At 65.5% G+C, this 25922-nt stretch carries 21 protein-coding genes and 1 pseudogene; 13 read left to right on the forward strand and 9 right to left on the reverse strand.

Features of this window, described 5'->3' with window-relative positions:
* Window positions 1-9: 9 nt before the first annotated feature.
* The 5 genes from BMX85_RS26565 (at window position 10) to BMX85_RS26585 (ending at window position 8925) form a co-directional block, all read left to right on the forward strand.
* Complete coding sequence (locus tag BMX85_RS26565; protein ID WP_090325943.1) at window positions 10-3591, forward strand: M1 family aminopeptidase; 3582 nt, start codon at window positions 10-12, stop codon at window positions 3589-3591.
* A 171-nt stretch (window positions 3592-3762) separates the two neighbouring features.
* On the forward strand, window positions 3763-4434 hold the full coding sequence (locus tag BMX85_RS26570) for an ABC transporter ATP-binding protein (RefSeq protein ID WP_090325946.1): 672 nt from the start codon (window positions 3763-3765) through the stop codon (window positions 4432-4434).
* Entirely contained in the window at window positions 4431-6452 is a 2022-nt protein-coding gene (locus tag BMX85_RS26575) for an HlyD family secretion protein (protein WP_090325949.1), read from the forward strand. Before BMX85_RS26570 ends, BMX85_RS26575 begins: the two co-directional genes overlap by 4 nt.
* Window positions 6449-7693, forward strand: a complete 1245-nt coding sequence (locus tag BMX85_RS26580) for an efflux RND transporter periplasmic adaptor subunit (protein ID WP_229210679.1) — start codon at window positions 6449-6451, stop codon at window positions 7691-7693. The genes BMX85_RS26575 and BMX85_RS26580 overlap by 4 nt, the downstream gene beginning before the upstream one ends.
* Window positions 7690-8925 carry an ABC transporter permease gene (locus tag BMX85_RS26585; RefSeq protein WP_090325952.1) on the forward strand — a complete coding sequence of 412 codons (1236 nt, stop codon included), beginning with the start codon at window positions 7690-7692 and terminating at the stop codon, window positions 8923-8925. Before BMX85_RS26580 ends, BMX85_RS26585 begins: the two co-directional genes overlap by 4 nt.
* Before the next feature lie 115 nt (window positions 8926-9040).
* Here the strand turns inward: BMX85_RS26585 and BMX85_RS26590 are convergent, their stop codons facing one another.
* The 4 genes from BMX85_RS26590 to yihA all read right to left on the reverse strand — a co-directional run bounded on the left by BMX85_RS26590 (window position 9041) and on the right by yihA (window position 12220).
* Window positions 9041-9613: a hypothetical protein gene (locus BMX85_RS26590; protein ID WP_090325954.1), complete on the reverse strand. Its 573-nt coding sequence runs from the start codon at window positions 9611-9613 to the stop codon at window positions 9041-9043.
* A gap of 95 nt (window positions 9614-9708) precedes the next feature.
* Window positions 9709-10296 carry a TetR/AcrR family transcriptional regulator gene (locus BMX85_RS26595; protein WP_090325957.1) on the reverse strand — a complete coding sequence of 196 codons (588 nt, stop codon included), beginning with the start codon at window positions 10294-10296 and terminating at the stop codon, window positions 9709-9711.
* Window positions 10297-10448: 152 nt separating this feature from the next.
* Window positions 10449-11465: a porphobilinogen synthase gene (hemB, locus tag BMX85_RS26600; RefSeq protein ID WP_090325960.1), complete on the reverse strand. Its 1017-nt coding sequence runs from the start codon at window positions 11463-11465 to the stop codon at window positions 10449-10451.
* Between the two features lie 23 nt (window positions 11466-11488).
* Window positions 11489-12220 (reverse strand): ribosome biogenesis GTP-binding protein YihA/YsxC, encoded by a 732-nt coding sequence (yihA, locus tag BMX85_RS26605; protein WP_090325963.1) that lies wholly within the window; start codon window positions 12218-12220, stop codon window positions 11489-11491.
* A gap of 147 nt (window positions 12221-12367) precedes the next feature.
* Between yihA and BMX85_RS26610 the strand changes: the two genes are divergently transcribed.
* From BMX85_RS26610 to BMX85_RS31175, 7 genes and pseudogenes are all read left to right on the forward strand, one after another.
* Window positions 12368-13042, forward strand: coding sequence for a c-type cytochrome (locus BMX85_RS26610; protein WP_090325966.1), 675 nt, complete (start codon window positions 12368-12370; stop codon window positions 13040-13042).
* 143 nt (window positions 13043-13185) lie between these two features.
* Complete coding sequence (locus BMX85_RS26615) at window positions 13186-15279, forward strand: cytochrome c biogenesis protein ResB (protein ID WP_090325969.1); 2094 nt, start codon at window positions 13186-13188, stop codon at window positions 15277-15279.
* Between the two features lie 41 nt (window positions 15280-15320).
* Window positions 15321-16475, forward strand: coding sequence for a c-type cytochrome biogenesis protein CcsB (ccsB, locus tag BMX85_RS26620; protein WP_090326145.1), 1155 nt, complete (start codon window positions 15321-15323; stop codon window positions 16473-16475).
* Window positions 16476-16602: 127 nt separating this feature from the next.
* Window positions 16603-17580, forward strand: coding sequence for a protein-methionine-sulfoxide reductase catalytic subunit MsrP (msrP, locus tag BMX85_RS26625; protein WP_090325972.1), 978 nt, complete (start codon window positions 16603-16605; stop codon window positions 17578-17580).
* Window positions 17581-17582: 2 nt separating this feature from the next.
* Complete coding sequence (locus BMX85_RS26630; RefSeq protein WP_090325975.1) at window positions 17583-18197, forward strand: protein-methionine-sulfoxide reductase heme-binding subunit MsrQ; 615 nt, start codon at window positions 17583-17585, stop codon at window positions 18195-18197.
* 114 nt (window positions 18198-18311) lie between these two features.
* Window positions 18312-18839, forward strand: a pseudogene (locus BMX85_RS31170) (Rpn family recombination-promoting nuclease/putative transposase).
* A 31-nt stretch (window positions 18840-18870) separates the two neighbouring features.
* Window positions 18871-19101: a hypothetical protein gene (locus BMX85_RS31175; protein ID WP_229210680.1), complete on the forward strand. Its 231-nt coding sequence runs from the start codon at window positions 18871-18873 to the stop codon at window positions 19099-19101.
* A gap of 55 nt (window positions 19102-19156) precedes the next feature.
* On the opposite strand, the gene BMX85_RS26640 is transcribed toward BMX85_RS31175, so the two are convergent.
* The 5 genes from BMX85_RS26640 to BMX85_RS31610 form a co-directional block, all read right to left on the reverse strand.
* Window positions 19157-20773 (reverse strand): family 43 glycosylhydrolase, encoded by a 1617-nt coding sequence (locus BMX85_RS26640; protein ID WP_090325979.1) that lies wholly within the window; start codon window positions 20771-20773, stop codon window positions 19157-19159.
* Between the two features lie 139 nt (window positions 20774-20912).
* Window positions 20913-22481: a GH39 family glycosyl hydrolase gene (locus tag BMX85_RS26645; protein WP_090325982.1), complete on the reverse strand. Its 1569-nt coding sequence runs from the start codon at window positions 22479-22481 to the stop codon at window positions 20913-20915.
* A gap of 172 nt (window positions 22482-22653) precedes the next feature.
* Entirely contained in the window at window positions 22654-23808 is a 1155-nt protein-coding gene (locus BMX85_RS26650; RefSeq protein WP_090325984.1) for a helix-turn-helix domain-containing protein, read from the reverse strand.
* Between the two features lie 107 nt (window positions 23809-23915).
* A complete protein-coding gene (lysA, locus tag BMX85_RS26655; RefSeq protein ID WP_090325987.1) occupies window positions 23916-25196 on the reverse strand; it encodes a diaminopimelate decarboxylase in 1281 nt (426 codons plus the stop codon).
* Window positions 25197-25201: 5 nt separating this feature from the next.
* Window positions 25202-25459, reverse strand: coding sequence for an LPS translocon maturation chaperone LptM (locus tag BMX85_RS31610; protein ID WP_143068076.1), 258 nt, complete (start codon window positions 25457-25459; stop codon window positions 25202-25204).
* Window positions 25460-25498: 39 nt separating this feature from the next.
* Between BMX85_RS31610 and cyaY the strand changes: the two genes are divergently transcribed.
* Window positions 25499-25828: an iron donor protein CyaY gene (cyaY, locus tag BMX85_RS26660; protein ID WP_090325990.1), complete on the forward strand. Its 330-nt coding sequence runs from the start codon at window positions 25499-25501 to the stop codon at window positions 25826-25828.
* Window positions 25829-25922: the final 94 nt, after the last annotated feature.

Below are 25922 nucleotides of genomic sequence, written 5' to 3' on the forward strand. Positions count from 1 at the left end.
GGAGCCGCCATGTTGCTTGAATTCTTTAAATTCGACTTGCGCTACCAGCTGCGCCAACCGCTGCTGTGGGTCAGCGGCCTGATCCTGGCGCTGATGGCGTTCGGCGCCACCACCAGCGACGCCATCCAGGTCGGCGGCGCCATCGGCAACGTCCACCGCAACGCGCCGACGGTCGTGGCGCAGATCATGGGCACGTTCACGGTGATCTCGATGTTCATCGTCACCATCTTCATCGCCGGCACGGTGCTGCGCGACAGCGAGGTCGGCATCTCCGACATGCTGTTCGCCACGCCGATGCGCAAGTACCAATACCTGCTCGGCCGCTTCAGCGCCGGCCTGGTGGCCTGCCTGGCGATCTTCGTGCTGATCGCCATCGGCATGCTGCTCGGGCCGCTGATGCCGTGGGTGGACGAGGCCCGCGTCGGTCCGCTGCCGGGCGCGGCCTACCTGTGGAGCTTCGCCTTCTTCGTCATTCCCAACCTGCTGTTCGTCGGCGCGCTGCTGATGCTGCTGGCGGCCACCACCCGCTCGATGATGCTGGTCTATGTCGGCGTGCTGGGCTTCTTCGTGCTGTGGGCCGTCGCCGGCGCCTTCACGCGCGACATCAACAACGAATGGATCGCCGTGCTGGTCGATCCGTTCGGCGTGCGCGCCTTCGGCCGCGCCACCCGCTACTTCTCGGCGGCCGAGGCCAACGCCGGCCTGCCGCCGTTCACCGGCTACCTGCTGGCCAACCGCCTGCTGTGGCTGGGCGTGGCGGCGGTCTTCTTCATCGCCACCCTGGTCCTGTTCAAGCCGCAGCGGGTCGGCACCGGGCGCCGCCTGTTCGGCAAGGCCAAGCCGGCCGCCGTGGCGCCGCCGGCGCCGCCGGCCGTGGCGCTGCCGCGCATCGCGCCGCGCTTCGATGCCTCCACCGGCTGGCTGCAGTGCTGGCACATCCTCGCCTTCGACGCCAGGGCCGTGTTCAAGAGCGTGCCCTTCCTGGTGATGCTGCTGTTCGGCGTGCTCAACTTCATCGGCGCCGCCACCCAGGCCGACAGCATGCTGGGCACCGACGTCTACCCGGTCACGCACCTGATGTTGCAGACCCTGAGCGGCACCTTCAACTTCATGCTGATCATCGTGCTGACCTTCTACGCCGGCGAACTGATCTTTAAGGAGCGCCAGGCCCGGATCGCCGACGTCGGCGACGCCATGCCGGTGCCCGACTGGGCGCCGCTGGTGGCCAAATGCGTCGCGCTGGTGGGCGTCATCTTCGGCTTCCTGCTGACCGGCGCGGTGGCGGCGGCCGGCTTCCAGCTGTTCAAGGGCGGCGCGCCGATCGAGGTCGGCCTGTACGTCAAGGGCGTGCTGCTGGAGTCGGCCTTCTTCGTGCTGATGGGACTGTTCGCGCTGGCGCTGCAAGTGCTCACCAATAACAAATTCATCGGCTACCTGCTGGTGATCCTGCTGATGGTGTCGCAGATCGTGCTGGGCGTGATGCACTTCAACCACAACCTGTACAACTTCGGCGCGCTGCCGGGCCTGCGCTATTCGGACATGAACGGCTACGGCCACTTCCTCAAGGGCTGGTCGTGGTACGCCTTGTACTGGAGCTTGTTCACGGTGTCGGCGCTGATCCTGGCGCAAGCGTTCTGGGTGCGCGGCCTGGCGCGGCCGTGGCGCGCCCGCCTGCGCCTTGCCGGCGCGCGCTTGAAGGGCGGCGCCGGCGTGGCGCTGGCGCTCGGCGTGGCCGGCTTCATCGGCACCGGCGCCTGGATCTTCTACAACACCAACGTGCTCAACGAATATGTGCCGTCGGACCTCGCCATGGACCGCCAGGCGGACTACGAAAAGAACTACCGCAAATACAAGGACTTGCCGCAGCCGCGCATCACCGACGTGCGCGCCGATGTCGACATCTATCCGGCCGAGCGCCGGGTGGCGATCCATGGCCGCTATCTGCTGGAAAACAAAACCGGCCTGCCGCTGACCGAACTACGCCTGCAGGTCAATCCGGACCTCGAAACCCGCTACGCCAACCTGCCGCCGCACCAGGTCGTGCTGGACGATAAGATCGCCGGCTTCAAGGTCATCAAGCTGGCGCAGCCGATCGCGCCGGGCGCGCGTGTCGACCTCGGCTTCACCGTCGATGTCCGCCACCAGGGCTTCACCAACAGCGGCGCGCCCGACAGCGTCAACCTGAACGGCACCTTCTTCAACAACAGCGAGTTCTTCCCGCACTTCGGCTACCGCGACGATTACGAGCTGAAGGACCGCAACGAGCGCCGCAAGCGCGGCCTGGGCGAACCGAACCGCATGGCCAAGCTGGAGGACGAAAAGGCGCGCGCCTACCACGCCTTCGGCGGCGAGTCGGACTGGATCAATTTCGAGACCACGGTCTCGACCAGCGGCGACCAGATCGCCATCGCGCCGGGCTACCTGCAGAAGACCTGGGAGCAGGGCGGGCGCCGCTACTTCCACTACAAGATGGACCGGCCGATGGTCAACTTCTTCGCCTACCTGTCGGCGCGCTGGAGCGTCAGGAAGGGCGAATGGCGCGGCCTGCCGATCGAGGTTTACTACGACAGCAAGCACGCCTACAACGTCGACCGCATGATCACGTCGACGCAAAAGTCGCTCGACTACTTCGACGCCAACTACACGCCGTACCAGCACAAGCAGGCGCGCATCCTCGAGTTCCCGAACTACCGGGGCTTCGCGCAATCGTTCGCCAACACGATCCCGTATTCGGAATCGATAGGCTTCATCGCCGACCTGCGCGACAAGGACGACATCGACTACGTCTACTACGTCACCGCGCACGAGATGGCGCACCAATGGTGGGGCCACCAGGTGACGGGCGCCAACGTCCAGGGCTCGACGATGCTGATCGAATCGCTGGCGCAATACTCGGCGCTGATGGTGATGGAAAAGGAATACGGCCGCGACAAGCTGCGCCGCTTCCTGCGCTTCGAGCTGGACAGCTATCTGCGCGACCGTGGCGGCGAGCTGATCGAAGAACAGCCGCTGTTCCGCGTCGAAAACCAGCAATACATCCACTACCGCAAGGGCAGTCTGGTGTTCTACCGCCTGCGCGACGAGATCGGCGAGGACGCCCTCAACCGCGCGCTCAAGCGCTTCCTGCAAGACAAAGCCTACCAGCAGGCGCCGTACACCACCAGCCGCGAGTTGCTCGGTTACATACGCGCCGAAGCGCCGCCGGAAAAGCAGGCGCTGATCACCGACCTGTTCGAGAAGATCGTCTTCTACGACAACCGCGTGACGGACGCGAAGGCGAAGAAACGCGCCGACGGCCGCTGGGACGTGACGATGACCTTGCATCTGGCAAAGATGGAAGCGGACGGCAAGGGCAAGGAGACGCCGCGCGCCTACGACGAGCCGGTCGAGATCGCCGTATTCGCCCGCGCGCCGGGCGCCAAGGAGAGCGAGGAACGGGTGCTGTTCACGGAGAAGCGGCTGCTGGCCGGCGGCGATCCGGTGGTCACGGTCACGGTCAAGGAGCAACCGTTCGACGTCGGCGTCGACCCGTACAACAAGATGATCGACCGGGTCTCGCGCGACAACCGCAAAGAGGTGGTTATCGAGTAAGTCCGGCCTGACGCCGGCTTGGCCGGTTCAGGCGGCCAGGGCGGCACGGGACGGGTGGCAGACGGCGTCGTTGGCGCCGGCGCCGCGGATGGCGGACCCGACCCCGGAGCTTACAAAAAATGACAAGTTAAGGAATTGACAAAATATGGCGGTGCCGGGATACTTCCCGGCATGATCGAGCTCAGCAACATCCGCAAGACCTACCGCCAGGGCGGTAACGAGATCCACGCGCTGGACGGCATCGACTTGCGCGTGGCGCCCGGCGAGTTCGTCGCCATCATGGGGCCGTCCGGTTCGGGCAAGTCGACCTTGCTCAACGTGCTGGGCGCGCTGGACCGGCCCGACACCGGCCGCTATCGCCTGGCCCAGGACGAGATCAGCGCCCTCGACGACGACGCCGCCTCCGATGTGCGCAACCGCCGCATCGGCTTCGTGTTCCAGTCCTTCCATTTGTTGCCGCGCTTGACGGTGCTGGAGAACGTGCTGCTGCCGCAGCGCTATGCGCGTCACGCCGACACCGGCGCCGCCGAGCGCGCCGTCGCGCTGCTCGAACGCATCGGCCTGGGCCAGCGCATCGGCCACTTGCCCGGCCAGTTGTCCGGCGGCCAGTTGCAGCGCGCCGCCATCGCCCGCGCGCTGTTGAACCGGCCGGCCCTGCTGCTCGCCGACGAGCCGACCGGCAACCTCGATTCGCGCAGCGCGGCCGACGTGCTCGAACTGCTGCGCGAATTGCACGCCGGCGGCCAGACGCTGGTGCTGGTGACCCACGATCCGGCCATCGCCGCCGGCGCGCAGCGCACCATCCACTTGCGCGACGGCCGCATCGCCGAAGGCGGGGCGTGAAACACGCGACCGTGGCGCTGTCGGGCGTGGCGTTGCTGGCGCTGGCCGGCGCCGCCCTGCCGGGCCCCGATGGCGGCGGCGCCGCCGCTTCCGCGCCCGCCACCAAGGCCGACGCCACCACCGCCACCACCGCCGCCACCACCATCGCCACTACCACCGCCACCACCAGCGCGCCGCGCCGCCCCGTTCTGCTGACCGGCGAAGTGGAGGCGCTGGACTCGCAAACCATCACCGTGCCGCCGTCGAACTCGGCGCCGCTGACCCTGCGCAATTTCGTTGCCGAGGGCACCCACGTCAAACCCGGCGACGTGGTGCTGCGCATCGAGACCGATGGCGCCGCCAACATCGACCGGCTCGAAACCGAACTCGAACAGGCACGCGCGCGTGCCGAGAAGGAAACCGCCACCTTGGAAGTGGCGGCCGTCGAGGCCGAGAAGGCGCTGGTCACCGCGCAGGCCGCGCTGGCCAAGGCCAAGGTCGAGGCGGCGCTGCCCAAGACGCAAATCTCGGTGCTGGACTACGATCGCCACCAGGCGGCGCTCGGCAGCACCACGCGCGACCTGGCGATCAAGCGCGACGCCGACGCCAGCGCGCGCGAGGCGGTCGCCCGGCGCCGCGAGGACGGCAAGCTGGAGGTCCAGAAGCTGCGGATCAACCTGGCGTTCCAGCTCGCCCAGCTGGCGCAATCGGAAGTGCGCGCCACGCGCGACGGCGTGGTGGTGCACGGCTACAGCCCGTGGATGGGCCAGCGCTTCGAGGAGGGTTCGTCGGCATGGCCGGGCAACGCCGCCGGCACGGTGTTGGGCAACGGCGAGATGGCCGTCACCGCCTGGGCGCTGGAGGCGGACCGCCCCTACCTGTCCGAGGGGCAATCGGTGAGCCTGCGCTTCGACGCCTTGCCGGCCACCGCCACCGCCGCCGTCACCGGCAAGGTCAAGTCCATCACCAGCGCGCCGGAAGCGCGCGCGAGCTGGGGCCTGGGCCGCTACTTCCGCATCAAGATCGCGCTGCCGCACGGGCACGGCCTGCCGCTGGTGGCGGGCATGAGCGCCTTGGTCGAACCGTACGCGGCCAAGGCGTCCCCGCCGGCCCCCGCGCCCGGGAACGAGGCGCTCACCGTCGAGGGCGAGATCGCCTCGCGCGGCGCGCTGCCGGTGTCGCCGCCGAGCATCCCCCACATCTGGCAATACAAGCTGGCGCAGATCGCGCCGGAAGGCACCATGGTCGAGGCCGGGCAGCAGATCGCCCAGTTCGAATCGAACGACGTCACCACCCGGCTGATCGCGCAGCAGGGCACGCTCAACGAAAAACTGCGCGCGCTCGACAAGCTCAAGCTCGACCAGACCGAGGCCGACCGCGCGGGCGAACTGGCCGTGGCGGAGGCGCACAGCAACGCCGACAAGGCCGACCGCAAAGCCACCATGCCGAAGGAACTGATACGCCGCGTCGACTACGACAAACTGGTGATCGAGCGCGGCGAGAAAAACCAGCTGGCCAAGCTGGCGCTGACCCAGCACCAGGCGCAAATGCGCGCCCGCCACGCCGAGCGCGCCGGGTTGCAGGCCGAGATCGCGCAGCAGCAGACCCAGATCGCCGCGCTGGCCAAGGGCCAGGCGGCGCTGAAGGTGGTGGCGCCGCGCCGGGGGCTGGTGGTCTACCGCACCGGTTTCGACGGCCAGAAATTCAGCGCCGGCAGCCAGGTGTGGGTGGGGTTGACGGTGGCCACGTTGGCCGACCCGGAGCGGCTGTACATCGCCGCCAACGTGCCGGAGGCGCAATCGTCGCGGGTGCGCGTGGGGCAGGCGGCGCGTGTGACCATACCCGGCAGCAACCAGACGCTGAACGCGCGCGTGGTCGGTCTGGGACGCGCGTTCCACGGCAAATCGACCGCCCAGCCGACCATCGTGCGCGATGTCGAATTGCAGTTCGACGGCGCCACCAGCGGACTTAAACCGGGCGCGGCGGTGCAAGCGGTGCTGGTCGCCGACGCCGCCCGTCCGGCGGAGCGCAAGCGATGAAGCGCGCCACGCGCACGCCGCAGGCGATGGCGCTGGCGATCGCGATCGCATTCGGCATCGCGTCTGGCGCGTCGCTGAGCGGCTGCGGCGGCGACGCGATGTCATCCGGCGCCGCCGCCGAGACATTGGCGCCGCGTGCATGGCTGGAGACCCTGGCCGTCGACGGCGAGATCAAGGCCGCCGCCAGCACGCCGCTCAACGTGCCGGGCAACAACTGGAGCCAGCGCATGCTGATCGACATGGTGGCCGACGGCAGCAGCGTGGAACAGGGCCAGGTCGTGGCGCGCTTCGACTCGCCGCAATCGCGCATGGAGTTGTCGCAGGCCGAGCTGGAACTGCTGCGCAAGACCCTGGCCGAGCAAGCCAGCGCCAGCGCCGCCCAGGTCGAGCGCGACAAACTGGCCGGCGACCGCGCCAAGGTCGAGGACGACCTGGGCCTGAGCCGGCGCTATGCCAGCGTCGACCTGAGCATCTTCCCCCGCAACGACATCCTGGACGCGCTGGCCGATGTCGGCTTCCTGACCACCAAGCGCACCTACCTTGAGTGGAAGGGCGGGCAGGCGCAGGCGCGCACGGCCGCGCAGGACGCGGTGCTGCATTCGCAGCGCGACAGCGTGCTGCGGACCGCCGCCCAGCAACGCGACAGCCTGGCCGCGCTGGAACTGGTGGCGCCGCACGACGGCGTGTTCCTGCTGACGGCCAAGTGGGACGGCACCAAGGCCGAGATCGGCTCGACGCAGGTGGCGGGCCAGGAGTTCGGCTCGCTGCCCGACCTGAACCAGCTAGTGGCCCATTTCAGCGTCGCCGAGGGCCAGGTCTTCGGCCTGAAGGCGGGGTTGCCGGTGCGGGTGCGGCTGGCCGGCACCGGCACCGAGCTCGCGCTCAAGGTGACGCGCGTCGGCAGCAACGCCAGCACCACGTCGCAGGAGTCGCCGGTCAAATACAGCGACTTCGACGCCGCCATCGACACCGCCACCGCGCGCCGGCTCGGCCTCAAACCCGGCCAGGCGTTGCGCGGCACGGTGGAATTGGTGGCGCGGCCGGCCGCGCTGACGGTGCCCAACATCGCGCTGGTGCAGGACGGCGCCGGCTACGTCGTCTACACCGAGGAAGCCGGCAAACAGATCCGGCACAAGGTCGAACTGGGACAACGCGGCCCGGTGCGCAGCGAACTGAAAAGCGGCGTCGCCGCCGGCGCGCGCATCGTGCTGCTGCCGCCGGCGTCAACGGAGAAATCATGAATCTGGCGTTGATACGCGAAGCGGTCACCGAGCTGCAACGCCGCAAGCTGCGCACCGGGCTGACGTTGCTGGGCATGGTGTTCGGCGTGGCCGCCATCGTCGCCATGCTGGCCGTGGGCGAGGGCAGCAAGCGCGAGGCGCTGCGCCTGGTGGCCGAGCTGGGGCTGGACAATGTGCTCATCGAAAGCAAGGCCATCGATCCCGAGCAGCTCAAGGACATCCGCACCCGTTCGCTGGGGCTGTCGGCGGCCGATGGCGCGGCGGCGTTGTCGGTGGTGCCGGGCGCGGTGTCGGTGTCGATGAAGAAGGAAATCAAGGTCGACCAGCTGGTGCTGGGCCAGCGCGTGGTGCCGGCGCGCGCCTACGCGGTCTCGCCGGCCTACGCCGGGCACGGCGGCCTGCGGCTGGCGGCCGGGCGCTGGCTGACGCCGGCCGATGGCGCCACCGTGGCGCCGGTGTGCGTGCTCGGCGCCCGCCTCGCGCGCAGCTTGTTCGGCAATGAAGCCGCGCTGGGCCGCCACCTCAAGCTCAACCACGTATGGCTGGAGGTGGTGGGCGTGCTGGAGGACCGCGCGCAGAGCAAGTCCGACTTCGAAGGCGTCAAGCTGGGGCTCGACGACGAGCGCCTGTTCGTCGCTTGGGAGACGGGCAGGGCGCGCTTCAATTTCAAGCGCATCGAGGACGAGGTCGACGGCATCAGCGTGCGGCTCGACGGCAAGGTCGCGCCGGACCAGGCCGCGCGCGTGCTGCAGGCGCTGATCACCAGGCGCCACGGCGGCGCCGACGACACCAACCTGATCGTGCCGATGGGCCTGTATCGTCAGAACCAGCAGACGCAGCGCATCTTCGCCATCGTCATGAGTTCGATCGCGGCGGTATCGCTGCTGGTGGGCGGCATCGGCATCATGAACATCATGCTGGCCAACGTGCTCGAGCGGCGCCGCGAGGTGGGGCTGAAGCGGGCGCTGGGCGCGCGCCGGCGCGACGTGGTCGAGCAGTTCTTGGCCGAGGCGCTGGTGATCGCCGTCAGCGGCGCGTTGCTCGGCGTGCTGCTGGGCGCGGTGGCGGCCTACAGCATCGCCGCCTTGGCCGGCTGGTCGGTCGCATGGTCGCCGTTCAGCCTGGTCGCGGCGGTACTGCTGTGCGTAGCGGTGGGCCTGGCCTTCGGCGTGTTCCCCGCGCGCCAAGCGGCCGCGCTGGACCCGATCGCCGCGCTGCGCAGCGACGGCTAAAAACACGGGGTCAGTGCCGACATTCGGACATTTTGGAACTGTCGGCACGCTAAAAAGTTCCGCATTTTTGTCATTTGTCCGAATGTCGGCACTGACCCCGGGGTTTAGTACGGCATCATTTGCGCTGGCGGCGCCGTGCGGCAATGCGCAGCGACAGCGCCGAGACCAGGAAGTAAAACGCGCCGAAGCCCGCGTAGCCGGCGACCGTGGCGATCGAAGGCTCAGCGGTCAGCCGGGCCTGGGAGATGAAGAACGCGCCGGCAAGCGCCGATTGCGCGCCGCTCAGTATCATCGCCCATTGCGCGCCGTGGGATTTCCAGCGGCGCGCCGCCGTGCCGAGCTGGAGTAACCCCGACAAAATGGCCCAGGCGCCGAATACCGCCAACACCCGGTGCATATCGGGCAGGCCTACCGCGATCGCCACCGCGACGGCAAGGCTGACGAAGACATTGATCAGCTGGGTACGGTTACGCGCCAGTCCGCCGCTGCGCTTGCCATCGATGAAGTTGGCCAGCGCGTCCCAAGCCGGATAGCCGATCAGCAGCAGCGCGCTCACGCTGTCCGAACCTTTGCCGATCGTCAGCGCCGCGATCAGCCATAACGCCGAAAAAGCCGCGCGGACGGCGTAGTAACGCTCCAGCCAGCTGTCCTGCTCGATCGGGGAGGCGGTATTTATTTGTTGAGACATATATTTTCCGTTCAGATGCTACCTACTAGTTGGTAGGTTTGTGGGTTAAAAAAAACCGATCTCGAAGCACTCTCATGCCTGCGGGACCGATGACGTTACTGAGACCGCGATAAATAACGCGCCAGCTGGGCGCTGGCTACAGTGCCGAACATCGCCCCGTCGCCATAGGCGCGCGCCGACAGCATGGCGCCGTGCACCGTCGCCATGAAGATCTCCGCCTCGACCTCGGGCGGGTAAGCCGTATGGATTGTTCCTTGCCGCATCCCCTCCGCGAGCACCGAGGCCATCCAGCCCGACAGGAAGCGGAAGTGGGCGCGCACCTCGATCGACACCTCGTCCGGCAAGATCGGCAACTCTCCCGCCAGCAGGGCGCACACGCAGAACGGCGCGCTCAGATCCTCGATGCACTTCGACCAGTGCTGGATATATGCGCGCAACTGCTCGAGCGGATCGGCAACGGCTTGCCGGAGACGGGTCAGCCCTTCCTCCGTGGCCACACGGTGTTGCACCACCAGCGCCTTGACCAGGTCCACCTTGTTAGGGAAGTGGTGATGGATGCTGGCCTTGCGGATGCCCACCACCGCGGCGATATCGGCGTAACTGAAGCTGTTGTAGCCCCCTACGATGATCAAGCCCCGTGCGCAGGCGACGATTTCTTCGGCGGTGTTGGATGATCTCATCATGCGACGATACTACCTTCTAGTAGGTAGGCTGTCAAGCATTGCTTGCCGATCGGATGGGACGAGGCGGCCGCGCCCCGGCTGTCGCCGTCGGCGAGGCGTCCGCCCTGGTGTCTATGTCGTCATGCTCATGGCGCCGGCCGCCGGCGCTGGCGTTACTTGGCGGCCTTGAGCAGGCGCGCCACGTCCAGCGCGAAGTAGGTCAGCACGGCGTCGGCGCCGGCGCGCTTGAACGCCAGCATCGATTCCATCATCACCTTGTCGTGATCGAGCCAGCCGTTTTGCGCGGCCGCCTTGATCATCGCGTATTCGCCGCTGACCTGGTAGGCGAACGTCGGCACCTTGAACTCGTCCTTCACGCGGCGCACGATGTCCAGGTACGGCATGCCCGGCTTGACCATCACCATGTCGGCGCCCTCGGCCAGGTCCAGGCCCACTTCGCGCAAGGCCTCGTCGGAATTGGCCGGGTCCATCTGGTAGGTGTTCTTGTCGCCTTTGCCGAGGTTCTTGGCCGAGCCGACCGCGTCGCGGAACGGGCCGTAGAACGCCGACGCGTACTTGGCCGAGTACGCCATGATGCGCGTGTGGATGTGGCCGTGCGCCTCGAGCGCGGCGCGGATCGCGCCGATGCGCCCGTCCATCATGTCCGACGGCGCCACCACGTCGACGCCGGCGTCCGCGTGGCACAGCGCCTGGCGGATCAGCATGTCGGTGGTGATGTCGTTGATGACGTAGCCGTTGTCGTCGATCAGGCCGTCCTGGCCGTGGCTGGTGTACGGGTCGAGCGCGATGTCGGTCAGGATGCCCAGCTCCGGGAACGCTTGCTTCAACGCGCGCACGGCGCGCGGCACCAGGCCTTCCGGATTGGCCGCCTCGACGCCGTCCGGCGTCTTCCTGGCCACGTCGATGACCGGGAACAGCGCCAGCACCGGCACGCCCAGGCTCACGCATTCCTCGGCGACCTTCAGCAGCAAGTCGACCGAGACCCGCTCCACGCCCGGCATCGACAGCACCGGCTCGCGCTGGTGCGTGCCTTCGAGGATGAACACGGGGTAAATCAGGTCCGACGCGCTGACCGCGTTCTCGCGCATCAGCGCGCGGGAGAACGGGTCGCGGCGCATGCGGCGCATGCGGATGCCGGGGAACTGGGCGGAGGCGTGGGGCGTGTGCATCGTAAAAACCTTTTAAAGCTGGATTATTTGGTGTCGTCCGGTTCGACGTCGTCTTCCATCTCGATCAGCTCGACCTGGGCCGCCGCTTGCTCGTCGGTGACGCCGGCCAGTTCCAGGATCTTGTCGTTGGCTTCGTCGATGCCGATGCGCTTGAGCGCGGAGAACAGTTGCACGGTGAACGGGAAGCCTTCGCCGTCCTCGTCGACGTAGCTGTCGAGCTTGGCCTTGGCCTGGCGCAGCACGTTGACCGATTCGTTGCGGTTCAACTTGTCAACCTTGGTCAGAATGCAATGGATCGGCTTGCCGGTCGGGGCGAACCATTCGAGCATCTGGATGTCGAGGTCGGTGAACGGGCGGCGCGAGTCCATGATCAGGATCAGCGCGGCCAGCTGTTCGCGGCGCTGCACGTAGTCGCCCAGCAGGCGCTGCCAGTGCAGCTTGGCCGAGCCGGACACTTCCGCGTAGCCATAGCCGGGCAAGTCGACCAGCAGGCATTCGATCTCCTCGACGATGGTCGGGTCCTTGCGGTGCTGGGCGACGTGCGCGCCGCCGATCGAAAAGTAGTTGATGTGCTGGGTGCGGCCGGGGGTCTTGGAGGCGAACGCCAGGCCTTTCTGGTTGCACAGGATGTTGATGGCGGTCGATTTGCCGGCGTTGGAGCGACCTGCAAAAGCGATTTCCGGCACCGTGGTATCGGGCAGGTCACGCAATTGGTTGACGGTCGTAAAGAAGCGGGCTTGCCAGAGTTTGGACATGGGATGGGGAAAAATGCAACAAAAGGGAGCAAATATGCTGGAAAGCTATTGTACAATGAGTGGTTACGAAGTGTTGCCATGCATATTTCGTGCTAGCGTGGGCGACAGTTTCAAAAAAACTTTTTAGACTCGTCTCAGGGTGCTTGAATGAATCGTGTGTTTTCACCATTTGTAAAATCCTTGCTCATCGCTCTGCTGGCAGTGTCCGCCTCCGTCTGCGCCGAAGAGAAAAAGCCCGCGCCAGCCGCCCCTGCACCGAAAATCGACGCGGCCAAAGGCGGCGCCCTGTACACCGACGGCGACAACGCGCGCGGCCTGCCGGCGTGCGTTTCGTGCCACGGCGCCAACGGCAACTCGACCATCGCCATCAATCCGAAACTGTCGGCCCAGCACGAGGGCTATATTTACAAGCAGCTGGTGAACTTTACGACGCCGGAGCGGAATCAACCGGTGATGACGACCTACGCCAAGATGCTGACGGACGAGGAAAAACACAACATCTCGGCCTGGCTGAGCACCCAGGCCACCAAGCCTGGCGCGGCCAAGAACAAGGACACGATCGAACTGGGCAAGAAGATCTACCGTGGCGGCATCGCCGACAAGAACGTGCCGGCCTGCGCCAGCTGTCACGGCGCCAGCGGCGGCGGCATCCCGGTTCAGTATCCGCGCATCGCCGGCCAGCACCAGGATTACACGGTGGCGCAATTGGGCCTGTTCAAGTCCGGCGCCCGCAAGAACAGCGCGCAGATGGCCACCATCGCGCAGCGCATGTCCGACGAGGAAATGAAGGCCGTCGCCGATTACGTCGCCGGCTTGAAGTAAGCGCGTGTCCGCCGCCCCGCGAGGGCAAGGCGCCGCGAACGGACCAAGGGCAGCAGCGCAAGCGGGCTGCCCTTTTTGTTGGTGGCCGGTGATACGCGGATGATACACTTGTTAGCTGCATCCTTTATTGAGACGTCCCACGCATGAGTAGCCCCAGCACCACCGGTATCGAACTGAAGACACGCCGTCCGATCGTCGGCGAGATCGTTGAACTGATTTCCTCGATGCGCTTCGCCATCGCGCTGCTGGCGATGATCGCCATCGCCGCCGTCATCGGCACCGTGATGAAGCAAAACGAGGCGACCTCGAATTACATCAACCAGTTCGGACAGTTCTGGTACGAGGTGTTCGACAAGGTCGGCTTGTATTCCGTGTACTCGGCGTGGTGGTTCCTGCTGCTGATGGGCATGCTGGTGACGTCGACCTCGCTGTGCATCGCGCGCAATGCGCCGAAGATGGTCAAGGACATGCGCAGCTGGCGCGAGAACGTGCGCGAGCAGTCGCTGCTGAACTTCCACCACAAGATGCAGTGGCGCGCGCCGCTGTCCCGCGCCGCGCTGGCGCAGCAGACCGCCGCCCGCCTGGCCGACGCCGGCTACAAGGTCAAGCTGGTGGACAAGGACCACGGCACCTTGCTGGCGGCCAAGCAGGGCGCGGCCAACAAGTTCGGCTATATCTTCGCGCACTCGGCCATCGTTATCATCTGCGTCGGCGCGCTGTTCGATTCGGACATGCCGATCCGCTTCCAGGAATGGTTCCTCGGCAAGACGCCGTTCGGCGGCAGCGGCCTGATTTCGGCGGTGCCCCAGCAGCACCGGCTGGGCACGGCCAATCCCACCTTCCGCGGCAACACGCTGATCCCCGAGGGGGGATCGAGCGACAGCGCGCTGCTGCAGCGCGCCGACGGCGTGCTGATCCAGGAATTGCCGGTGACGATCAACCTGAAGAAATTCACCATCGATTTTTACAGCACCGGCATGCCCAAGCTGTTCGCCAGCGAGGTCGAGGTCAAGGACCACGCCAGCGGCGAGGTGGTCAAGGCGGTCATCGAAGTCAACAAGCCGTTGCTGTACAAGGGCCTGGCGATTTACCAGTCCAGCTTTGAGGATGGCGGCAGCAAACTGAAGCTGACCGGCTTCCCGATGACCGGCGCCGGCACCACGCCGTTCGCCATCGCCGGCGAGGTGGGCGGTAACACGCCGCTGGGCGAGGAGTACACGGTCGAGTGGTCCGGCTTCCGCCCGTTCAACGTCGAGAACCTGGCCAGCCAGGACGCGCGCGCCGTCACGCAGGGCAAGAGCCTGCAGGAACAGTTCGCGCAGGGCCTCGACAAGCACACCGGCTCGGCCGGGCGCAGCGCCAACAACAAGGATTTGAAGAACGTCGGCCCGAGCGTGCAATACAAGCTGCGCGACAAGACCGGCCAGGCGCGCGAATTCCAGAACTACATGCAGCCGGTCACCGTTGACGGCGCCACGGTGTTCCTGGCCGGCGTGCGCTCGAATCCGTCGGACCCGTTCAGCTTCCTGCGCATTCCGTCGGACGACGCCCATACCGTCAACGAATGGATGCGCCTGCGCGCGGCGCTGACCGATCCGGCGCTGCGCGCCGCCGCCGCCAGGCGCTACGCCGAGCGCGCCGCGCCGAAGGGGCCGAACGCTGAAACCTTGCGCGCGCAGATCGAGGCGTCGGCGCAGAAAAGCCTGGCGCTGTTCGCCGGCGACGGCAAGGCCGCCGGCTTCCTGTCGATTTCGCAGTTCCTGGAAAAGGTGCCGGAAGCGGGCCGCCAGAAGACCGCCGAGGTGTTCATGAAGATCCTCAACGGCAGCCTGTGGGAGCTGTGGCAGGCCGCGCGCGCCAAGTCCGGCCTGCCGGAGGTGAGCGCCGACGAGAACCACGGCCGCTGGCTGCTGCTGGCCACCAACGCGCTGTCGGACGCCTTCTTCTACGGCGCGCCGGTGTATCTGCAGCTCGACGAGTTCGTCGAGGTCAAGGCGTCGGTGTTCCAGGTGACGCGCTCGCCGGGCAAGAACGTGGTCTACCTCGGTTGCGCGCTGCTGGTGCTGGGCGTGTTCTCGATGTTCTACATCCGCGAGCGGCGCCTGTGGGTGTGGATCAAGGATGGGGCCGGCGGCGACGGCGCGGAGGCCTTGATGGCCATGAGCACCCAGCGCAAGACGCTCGATTTCGAGCGCGAATATGAAACTTTGAAAGAAAAGCTGCCACAATCAGCGTGATGGCAACACTGCGCGGCAAACCAGCGGTACCGGAGAACACGATGGAACTTACCAAAACTCAGCAAACCTATATTCAGGCGCCAGGCTATTTCAAACGATTGACGACCATCGACTGGGTCTTCGCGGCGGCGCTGCTGGCCGGCTCGGTATTCGGGCTGAACCGCTACGGCCACTTCATGGACATCTACGAAAAGGCGATTCTGCTGCTGGCCGCGCCGACGTTCGCCGCGCTCGGCTGGCACTGGAAGCCGGTGCGCTGGCTGATGCCGCTGGTGGCGCTGTTGTCGCTGTGGGCGATCTCGATGTACGACGGCCAGCTCGACATGGGCAGCACCAGGTTCTGGCTGCGCTACATGCTGTCGAGCCAGTCGGCGATCCTGTGGATGAGCGTGATGTTCTGCCTGTCCACCTTGTTTTACTGGATCGGCTTCGCCGGCCGTTCCGATGCGATCTCCAGCCTCGGCTCCAAGCTGAGCTGGGCCGCCGTCGTGCTGGGCTGGACCGGCATGATGGTGCGCTGGTACGAGTCCTACCTGATCGGCGCCGACGTCGGCCACATCCCGGTGTCGAACCTGTACGAAGTGTTCATCCTGTTCTCGCTGATCACGGCGATGTTCTACCTGTACTTCGAGCAGCGCTACGCCACCCGCCAGATGGGACCGTTCGTGCTGTTGATCATCAGCGCCGCTATCGGTTTCCTGTTCTGGTACACCACGTCGCGCGACGCCGCCGAGATCCAGCCGCTGCTGCCGGCGCTGCAAAGCTGGTGGATGAAAATCCACGTGCCGGCCAACTTCATCGGCTACGGCAACTTCGCGCTGGCGGCGATGGTCGCGGCCGCGTACTTGCTCAAGACCTCGGGCTACCTGAAGGACCGCCTGCCGTCGGAGGAGGTGCTCGACGACGTCATGTACAAGGCCATCTCGGCCGGCTTCGCCTTCTTCACGATCGCCACCATCCTCGGCGCGCTGTGGGCGGCCGAGGCGTGGGGCGGCTACTGGTCGTGGGACCCGAAGGAGACCTGGGCGCTGATCGTCTGGCTCAACTACGCCGCCTGGCTGCACATGCGCCTGATGACGGGCCTGCGCGGCCGTCCGGCGGCGTGGTGGGCGCTGGTGGGGCTGCTGGTGACCACGTTCGCCTTCCTGGGCGTCAACATGTTCCTGTCCGGCCTGCATTCCTACGGCAAGCTGTAACATTGCATGGCTGGCAATAAAATGTAATCGCAATGTAATCGCAATGTAATCGGGATCTTGCTTCGATTGGTGTAATGTTCAGGCTATTGGTAACCGCGTCCGAACCTTGCACCTTTCTGGAGTCAACATGCTGATCAAGCGTAGCCCCAACGGCATCGACCTGCCGTTTTCGTCGGAAATCACGCCGCGCGAACTGTACGAGTCGCGCCGCGGCTTCATGAAGCAGATCGCCCTCGGCGCGGTCGGCAGCGCCGCGCTGCTGGAAATGGCCAACCGCGAAGCGTTCGCGCAGGGTGCGAACCCCAAGCTGGCCGCCAAGCTCAACCCGGCGTACTCGGCGCTCGACAAGCAGACGCCGTACAAGGACGCCACCAGCTACAACAACTTCTACGAGTTCGGCACCGACAAGAGCGACCCGGCGCAAAACGCCGGCACCCTGAAGACCCGGCCGTGGACCGTCACCATCGAAGGCGAGGTCAAGAAGCCGATGACGCTCGACATCGACGCGCTGATGAAGCTGGCGCCGTTGGAAGAGCGCGTCTACCGCCTGCGCTGCGTGGAAGGCTGGTCGATGGTGATCCCGTGGATCGGCTATTCGTTCTCCGAGATCATCAAAAAGGTCGAGCCGACCGGCAACGCCAAATACGTCGAATTCATCACCCTGGCCGACAAGAAGCAGATGCCCGGCGTCGGCAGCCGCGTGCTCGACTGGCCATACACCGAGGGACTGCGCATCGACGAGGCCAACCACCCGCTGGCGCTGCTGACCCTGGGCATGTATGGCGAAAACCTGGCCAACCAGAACGGCGCGCCGGTGCGCATGGTGCTGCCGTGGAAGTACGGCTTCAAGTCGGGCAAGTCGATCGTCAAGATCCGCTTCGTCAAGGACCAGCCGCGCACGTCGTGGAACATCTCGGCGCCGCGCGAGTACGGCTTCTACTCCAACGTCAATCCGGAAGTCGACCACCCGCGCTGGTCGCAGGCGTCCGAGCGCCGCATCGGCGAGGATGGCTTCCTGGCGCGCAAGCGCAAGACCTTGATGTTCAACGGTTATAACGATGTCGCGCCGCTGTATGCCGGCATGGATTTGAAGAAGTTCTTCTAGCCATGGCTTTTAATCCGACCGCGCAGCAGGCCAGCCTGATCAAGGCCGCCGTCTTCGTGCTGGCGCTGGTGCCCTTGCTGCGCATGGTCTACCTGACGCTGACCGGGCAACTGGTCGAGCCGCTCGAATTCATCACGCGCGGCACCGGCGACTGGACCTTGTACTTCCTGTGCTTCACCCTGGCGGTGACGCCGCTGCGGCGGCTGACCAAGTGGAACTGGCTGATCAAGCTGCGGCGCATGCTGGGGCTGTACATGTTCTTCTATGGTTTTCTGCACTTCATGACCTTCCTGTGGTTCGATCACTTCTTCGACTTCGCGGAGATGTGGAAGGACGTGCTCAAGCGGCCATTCATCACGGTCGGCTTCATCGCCTTCGTGCTGCTGATCCCGTTGGCGGTAACGAGCACCAACGCCATGGTCAAGCGCCTGGGCGGCAAGCGCTGGCAATGGCTGCACCGGCTGATCTACGTGATCGCGCCGCTGGCGATCCTGCACTTCTGGTGGATGAAAGCCGGCAAGCACAACTTCACCGAGCCGATCATCTACGGCACCATCCTTGGCGTGCTGCTGCTGATGCGGGTGTACTGGGCGCGCGTCAAGGCCAACGCGGCGTAGGCGTGCGTCGGCCGCTTGCGCGCGCCCAATGGCGGCGCATTCGGCCCTCGTTACAATCGTCGGATGGCGAGCAACGACGACACCGCGTACAAGCAACTGTTCGCGCATCCGGAAATGGTGCGCGACTTGCTGCTTGGCTTCGTTCCCGGCACATGGGTGCGGCAACTGGACCTCGCCAGCTTCGAACGGGTCAGCGGCAGCTATGTCGGTGACGGCGGCCAACAGCGGCACAGCGATATGGTGTGGAAAGTGCGCCTGTCCGGCGAGTGAATCTACGTCTACCTGGTGCTCGAATTCCAATCACGCAGCGATCCGTGGATGGCGTTACGCATGCAGGTCTGCGTCGGCTTGCTGTACCAGGACCTGGTAAAACGGCATGAGTTGCCACAGCCTTTTCAACTGCCACCAGTGTTTCCAGTTGTGCTGTATAACGGCAAGCAGCCATGGTCGGCATGCACCAGCTTGGCTGATTTGATCATTCCATTGCCGGAGGATTTGCAACCGCTGCAAGCGGCGCAGCGCTACGTTCTCGTTGATCAATGGAGAATGAAAAACGATCTGTTCGCAGGTTTCGATAATTATGCGGCGATCGCGTTGGGCCGCGAATCGTTTGCGCCGCAGGGGGCAGCAGCGTATTATTGATTTGACTGACGCCAGTAGGGAGGTTGAAGCGATGAGCGTTCCAATTTTCTACAGTCTCGACGATGCGTTGCGGTATGAAGCGCTGCTCGATGGCCACCGTGAGCGTCTGAAAAAGGTGCTAGTCAAACGTTTCGGGCCCTTGTCGGCGCGGTTGAGCAGGCGCATCACATATGCAGAAATGGACGATCTGGACCGTTGGTCCGACCGCTTGTTCGACGCCAAAACTGTACGTGAAATCTTTGCCGACAAGCAGTCCGCTTGACCTTGGCAGTATCGACGGCCGCCAGCCCGGCGAACCGGACAAGCGGCCACGCGCGTTATGCCAATGCCCGGTACCTGAAGTCACGCAGCACGACACTGCCGCTACCCGCGCTGTATATCCCCACCTTCAAGCTCAGGAATCCGCCGAACACATTGTGATGGATGCCGGACACCTCCATGCGCAGCCCGTGCAACACCCACGTCTTGCCGCCGTCGTGCGAGTAGCGGAACGTGACGACATGATCGTCATTGGTCATGCGCACCCGCACCGACGAGGTCGCACGGTTGGCGCGCATCCACGATTGCTCTTCCGCATATTCGAACGTCTTGATCAGCTCCGGCGTGAACCCCAGCCCGACGAACGCCTTGTGGTTGTAGAACAGCAGTAGCCCGCCTTCGGCCTGGCCGTTCAGCTCCAAGGCCAGTTCGGCCTCGTAGTTGCGGTCGCCCACGGTGCAGGTGAGCGGTTTGCTATCCGCCGGCGAGGCGCCCCGGCCGGCGATCCGCAATCCCTGCGCGGTGTACTGCGCCCGCTGCATCTCGTCCGGCGCCGGATCGTGGAAGGCCCACTGCGCGCCGAAGCGGTTGTGTTTGAAATCGTCGGACAGCGCCCGACCCGCCGGCCCGGCCTTGCCGCCTTTCGGCTTGGCCAGCGGTTTGGACAGATCGCCGCCGAGCGCGCGGAACCAGCCGTCGTCGGTCCACTCCATCGGTTCGAGCAGCGTTTGGCGCCCCAGCGTGCGGTAGCCGTTCTCGTAGCCGTGGTACACCATCCACCAGTCGCCGGCCGGCCCCTCGACCAGGGTCGCGTGGCCGCGCGACCACCACGGCTCGGACGTGCCCAGGCTGCGCACCAGCGGGTTGTGCGGACAGTGCTCCCACGGCCCGTGGATCGAGGTCGACCGCGCAGCGATGACCATGTGGCCGGTCACCGGTCCGGCCGTGCCGCCGACGGCGGTCACCAGGTAGAACCACTTGCCGCGCCTCAGCAGCTTGGGGCCTTCCGGCGCGAAATTCTCCACCACCCAATCGTCCGGATAGCGCCACGGCTGGTACGCTTGCTCGAGCGGGCCATCGGTGGCCAGCCCGTCGTCGGTCAGGCGGATTTTGCGGATGCCGTTGACGAACAGGTAGCGCTTGCCGTCCTCGCCGACGATGTGGCCGGGGTCGATGCAACCGCCGATCTTCAGGTCGACCGGTTCGCTCCACGGGCCTTCGATGCGGTCGGCCCAGATCGCGTAGATCGACCAGGCGTTGCCATCGGGCGCGGCCGGGATGTAGATGAAATATTTGCCGTTGTGCTTGCACAGGTCGACCGCCCAGATCGTGCCCAGCGGTTTCGACAGCGCGGGACCGACCGGCCGCCAGTTCACCAGGTCGGTCGAGTGCCAGATCACCAGCCCCGGGTACGAGTAGAACGACGAGTAGGTGAGATAGTAATCCTTGCCGTCCTTGAGGACGGTCGGATCGGGATGGTCGCCGGAGATGATCGGGTTGATATAGGTGCCGTCGCCTTGGTCGGCCTGGCGTTGGCCTTCGACGCCCCGGCGCCACTGGCGCGGCGCGGCGGTGGCGGGGGCGCATTCGGCCGCCGGCGCGATGCCGGGCGCGATGCCGAGGCCGGCGCCGGCCAACAGGGTTTTGAACGCGTCTCTGCGCGATTGATTGGTCACTTGCGGTCTCCAGTGAAAATGCCGAGGGTTGGCGGGGCCTTGTGGCCGAGCCCGTGTCCGAATGTCAGACTTGACCCCGGGTTATTTGGCGGGGCCTTGCGGCCGAGCCCGTGTCCGAATGTCAGACTTGACCCCGGGGTTATTTGCCGGCGGTGAGCTTGAGCAGGTAGACGTCGTTTTCGCGCAGCGGCAGCGACAGGCTGGCGCGGCCGTCGGCGCCGACCCGCACCGTGCGCCGCTCGGACGGCTTGCCGGTGGCTTCGGCTTTCAGCGCCTCCACTTGCGGCCGGGTCAGCTGCTTGGGCGAGCCCAGGCCGATGAAGGCGGTGTAGGCGTCGTTTTTCCGGTAGCCGACTTGCGCGATGCTGACGTTGTAGACGCCTTGTTTCAGGCCTTGCAGTTTGACGTCGACCTTGCCCTTGTTCTTGGGCGGCAAATCCTGGACGAAGTATTGCTGGTTGTTGACGTCTTTCGGCAGCGTGTGCGTGTAATCCCACAGCAGCACCTGGACCTCGCCCTTGGCGTTGACCGTCGCCAGCGAGTGCGCGTCTTTGTTCTTCAGCTCGGTGTCGGACAGCTGGTTGAGGAACTGGTAGGCGAAGTAGGCCGGTTTCTTGATGCCTTGCGTGTTCATCAGGCCGAAACCGCCGTGGAAGGCTTCGAAGCGCGGACCCGGCTCTTCGAAAATGTCGGTGAAGACCCAGTACGACATCGATTGCGCGGCGTTGCCGACCTGCTTGAGCTTTTGCAGGATGTAGGCGGCCTGGTGGTAGCTGTCGTGCGTCGGATCGGCCGGCGTGTACGACGAGCTCCATTCGGTGTAGTGCAGCTCCAGCTTCGGCATCGCCGAGGCGCCGATCTCCTTGCGGTTGCGCAGCACGTCGCCGCTGATCGCCGCGTCGTCCTTGAGCAGCACGGTGCCCTTGGTGCCGAATTCGTCCAGGAAGCCCTCGCCGACGCCGTAGGTGTGGGTGCTGACGAAGTCGAGCGGGACGTTGTTTTGCTTGCAGTAGGCGATCATCTCCGGGATCCAGGCCGCGCCGGCGGTGGCCGGACCGCCGACCTTGTAGCCCGCGTCGACGCTCTTGACGCCGCGCGCGGCGTGCGCGTACAGCTTGAAATACTCGGCTTGCGTGCCGGCCCAGAACCCGTCGAGGTTGGGCTCGTTCCAGACTTCGAAGTACCAGCTGGCCACTTCGGCGCGGCCGTAGCGCTCGGTCCAGTGCCTGGTCAGCGCCTGCACCAGCTTTTCCCAGCGCTCGTAGCTGCGCGGCGGCGTGACGTTGCCCTTCCACCAGAAGATGGTTTTGTCGCCGCTGGCCATGGCCGACGGCATGAAACCGAGTTCGACAAACGGTTTGACGTCGATGCTGATCAGATAATCGAACAGCGCGTCGATATATTGGAAGTTATATTCGTCATTTCCCTTGGCGTCGGTTTTATACACGCCCATGTCGTCGGTCAGCAAACCGTGCATGCGGATATATTTAAAGCCGGCGTCGCGTTTTATTTCGGCCAGTTGCTGCTGCCAATCCGCCCGCAGCCCCTCGTTGGCGCGGCCGGCGCCGATCGCGAAATTAAAGGTTTTATTTAATTTGCCCTGGACCTGGGTGACATTCAGATCGACGACGCGATCTTGTGCGGTTCCATGAAGTGGCAATGCCAGGGCTGCGCTGAGCAGCATCGCTGCGAGTGGATTAAAACTCATTCGTTTCGGCTTTCGAAAGGTGGACGGACACCGCGCGGCGGCAACGCGGCATGACCACCGAGCGTAGCGCGGGCAGGCGCGCGGCGCCAGCGCCGCGAGGGGAAATTGCTATGGCAATGCAGATTTTGCTACGAATTTCACAGCTGGTGTTAGCGCTAACCGCGACGGCCGGCTAAGCCGCCGGCGGGCGCTCGCACACGGTCCGGAAGGCTTTCGGCGTACAGCCGTACTCCTCTTTGAACAGTTTGTTGAAATACGAGACGTTGCTATAGCCGACCGAATAGGCGATTTCGGCCACCGTCGCCGTTTCTTTTTCCGCCAGCAGGCGTGCCGCTTCGGTCAGCCGCAGTTTATTTAAATAGCCGCTGAAGGTGTGGCCGAATTCGGATTTTAAAATGTCGTTGATTTTATTCCGGTTGACGCCGGTCTCGTTGACGATTTTTTCCAGGTCCAGTTCCGCGTTGGCGTAACCGTTGGCGATAAAGCGCAGGATCGCCGCCTTTTCCTTATCCCGGTGCGGTTCGATCGATAACTGCTGATACGCCACCAGCGGCAAATCCTTGCGCAGCTTTTCCTTGACGTCGGCGATCAGCGCGCGGGTGTGGCGGCGGAACGTCCACAGGCCGAAGCATGGCCAGGAAAGGCCCAGCAGCACCGCCAGCGCCGCCAGGTAGCGGTAGTCGCGGCCGGTCAGCACCAGGCTGTCGATCTCGACCCGGGAGTCGACGTTCTTCGGGCTCTGGAAGGTGCTGCCGATGGAGATCTTCGGCACCTGGTCGAGCTTATAGGCCTGGTGCGACAGGTCCAGCTTGAACATGTCGAACCACCATTGCGGGGTTTCCAGCCGCGTCAGGTCGAGCTCGACGGACGCGCCGTTCCGGCCGCACGAGAAAAACGCCGACGGCGCGCGGTAGGTCAGCCAGTCGCCGCGCCGCGAGACTTTTTTCTCCAGGGTCGAGGCGGTCAGGCTCAGGGTGTTGGCCGGCGCGCACCTGGCCACCAGGGTCACCGACGTGTAGCGCGACAAATCCACGTGCGCCGGCGTGCCGGCGCGGTCGGTGAAGAACAGGCCGACGGCGGCGAACGGATAGGCGCTGCCGGGCGAGAGCGTGAAATTGAAGGCCAGCCGCCGCTGGTCGGCGTCGATGCGGGCCAGCGACTGCGGCAGGTCGGAGTCGGGTTGGACGCGCCAGGGCAGGGCGCTGTCGCGCACGGGCAGCAGCGGGGCGCTCAGATAGCTCAGGCTCAGGCAGACGTAGCCGGCCAGCACGCTCGCCGCCAGCAGCGCCAGGAAACCGTACAGCGTCTTTTTATAGAATTCCTGCATCGATGGGCGGGCGCGGAGGTATCCGCGGATTCATAGATCAGGAAGCCGCCGGCCTGGCGGCGGGCGGCTTCGGTTGGCGCAGGTCGGCTTACTTGACCAGCGGGCGATCAGCGGGCGATCAGCGATTCAAGCGCGAACAGGTCGGCCGGCTGTTCGCGCCGGCGCACTTCGTGGCAGACGGTGCCGTCGACGATGATCTCGGCGGCGCGGCCGCGCGTGTTGTAGTTCGACGCCATCGTCATGCCGTAGGCGCCGGCCGTGTGCATCACCAGCAGGTCGCCGGCGGCAACCGCCAGTTGGCGGTCGCGCGCCAGCCAGTCGCCGGACTCGCAGATCGGGCCGACCACGTCGTAGGTCTGGGCGTCGGCGCCGCCGCGCACCACCGGCTGCATGTCCATCCAGGCCTGGTACAGCGCCGGACGGGCCATGTCGTTCATGGCCGCGTCGACCACGCAGAAGTTTTTCTCTTCGCCGTGCTTGAGGAATTCGACCCGGGTCAGCAGCACGCCGGTGTCGCCGACGATCGAGCGGCCCGGCTCGAAGATCACCTTGATGGCACGGCCGTCGTGGCGCGCGGCGCGCCAGGCGTCGATCTTGGCGAACAGGCGGCCCAGGTAGTCGCCCACCGGCACCGGCGCGGCCTCGCCGGCCTCGCGGTAGTCGATGCCGATGCCGCCGCCGATGTCGACGTGGTGCAGCACGATGCCCTCGTCGCCCAGTTGGTCGATCAGCTCGATCAAGCGGTCGAGCGCCTCGAGCAGCGGCGCGTCGTCCAGCAGCTGCGAGCCGATGTGGCAGTCGATGCCGGCCACTTCCAGGTGCGGCAGCGTGGCGGCGGTGCGGTAGGTGGCCAGCGCGTCGTCGAAGGCGACGCCGAACTTGCTCGCCTTGAGGCCGGTGGCGATGTACGGATGGGTCTTGGCGTCGACGTTGGGGTTCACGCGCAGCGAGATGCGCGCGGTCTTGCCCATCGCGCCGGCCACTTCGTTGAGGCGGTGCAGCTCGGGGATCGATTCGACGTTGAAGCACAGGATGTCGTGCGACAGCGCCAGGCGCATCTCGTCGGCGCTCTTGCCCACGCCGGAGAAGATCACCTTGCGCGGGTCGCCGCCGGCGGCCAGCACGCGCAGCAGCTCGCCGCCGGAGACGATGTCGAAACCGGCGCCCTGGCGCGCCAGCAAGTCCAGGATGGCCAGGTTGGAGTTGGCCTTCATGGCGTAGCAGACCAGCGCGTCGCGCCCGGCGCAGGCGTCGGCGTAGGAGGCGAAGTTGGCCAGCAGCGCCGCCTTCGAGTACACATAGGTCGGCGTGCCGAACTGTTCGGCGATGGCGCTCAGCGCCACGCCTTCGGCGTGCAGCACGCCGTCTTGATACGAAAATTGCGACATAGTAATTATTGTTGGGGTGCTGGGAGGGTGGACGGAACCGGGGACGGCGTCACGGGAACCGGCGTGGCCGGCGTGCCGGGCAAGGTATCGGTTGGCGCGACGGTCGCGGGGGTGCCGGCGGGCGTTACCTTCGCTTCGCCGCTCTTGGCTGGCTTGGCGCTCGGTTTGGGCAGGTACAGCGGGCCGGTTTGGCCGCAGCCGCCCAATAATACGGTCAGACCCAGGGTGGTGGCGCCGATAAACAAACGGAAAGTGGACTTCACGATAAAATCATGGATTGACTATAGATATTGGAGTGTAGCATGGGCGAATCGGAATTCCTGGCGCAGGCCGAAGCCACCCTCGACGCGATCGAGGCGGCCTTGGACCAATTGAACGACGACGACATGGTCGACGTCGAGTGCAGCCGCAGCGGCAACGTGCTGGAAATCGAGTTCCTCGACAACGGTTCCAAGGTCATCGTCAACAGCCAGGCGGCGATGCGGGAGTTGTGGGTGGCGGCGCGCTCGGGCGGCTTCCACTACCGCCAGCAGGACGGCAAGTGGCGCAACACCCGCGACGGCTCGGAGCTGTTCGCGGCGCTGTCGGAGATCGTCAGCGCCCAGGGCGGCGCGCCGGTCCGGCTGGGCTGACCGGCGTTCCCGGGGCGGCCGGGATATTGCGGCGTGGTAAAATTGTCAGCTAGTTACTCAACCAGCGCCTCAATGAATCACGCCCTATCCCTGG

The organism is Duganella sp. CF517 (assembly GCF_900110275.1).
GTDB lineage: Bacteria > Pseudomonadota > Gammaproteobacteria > Burkholderiales > Burkholderiaceae_D > Rugamonas.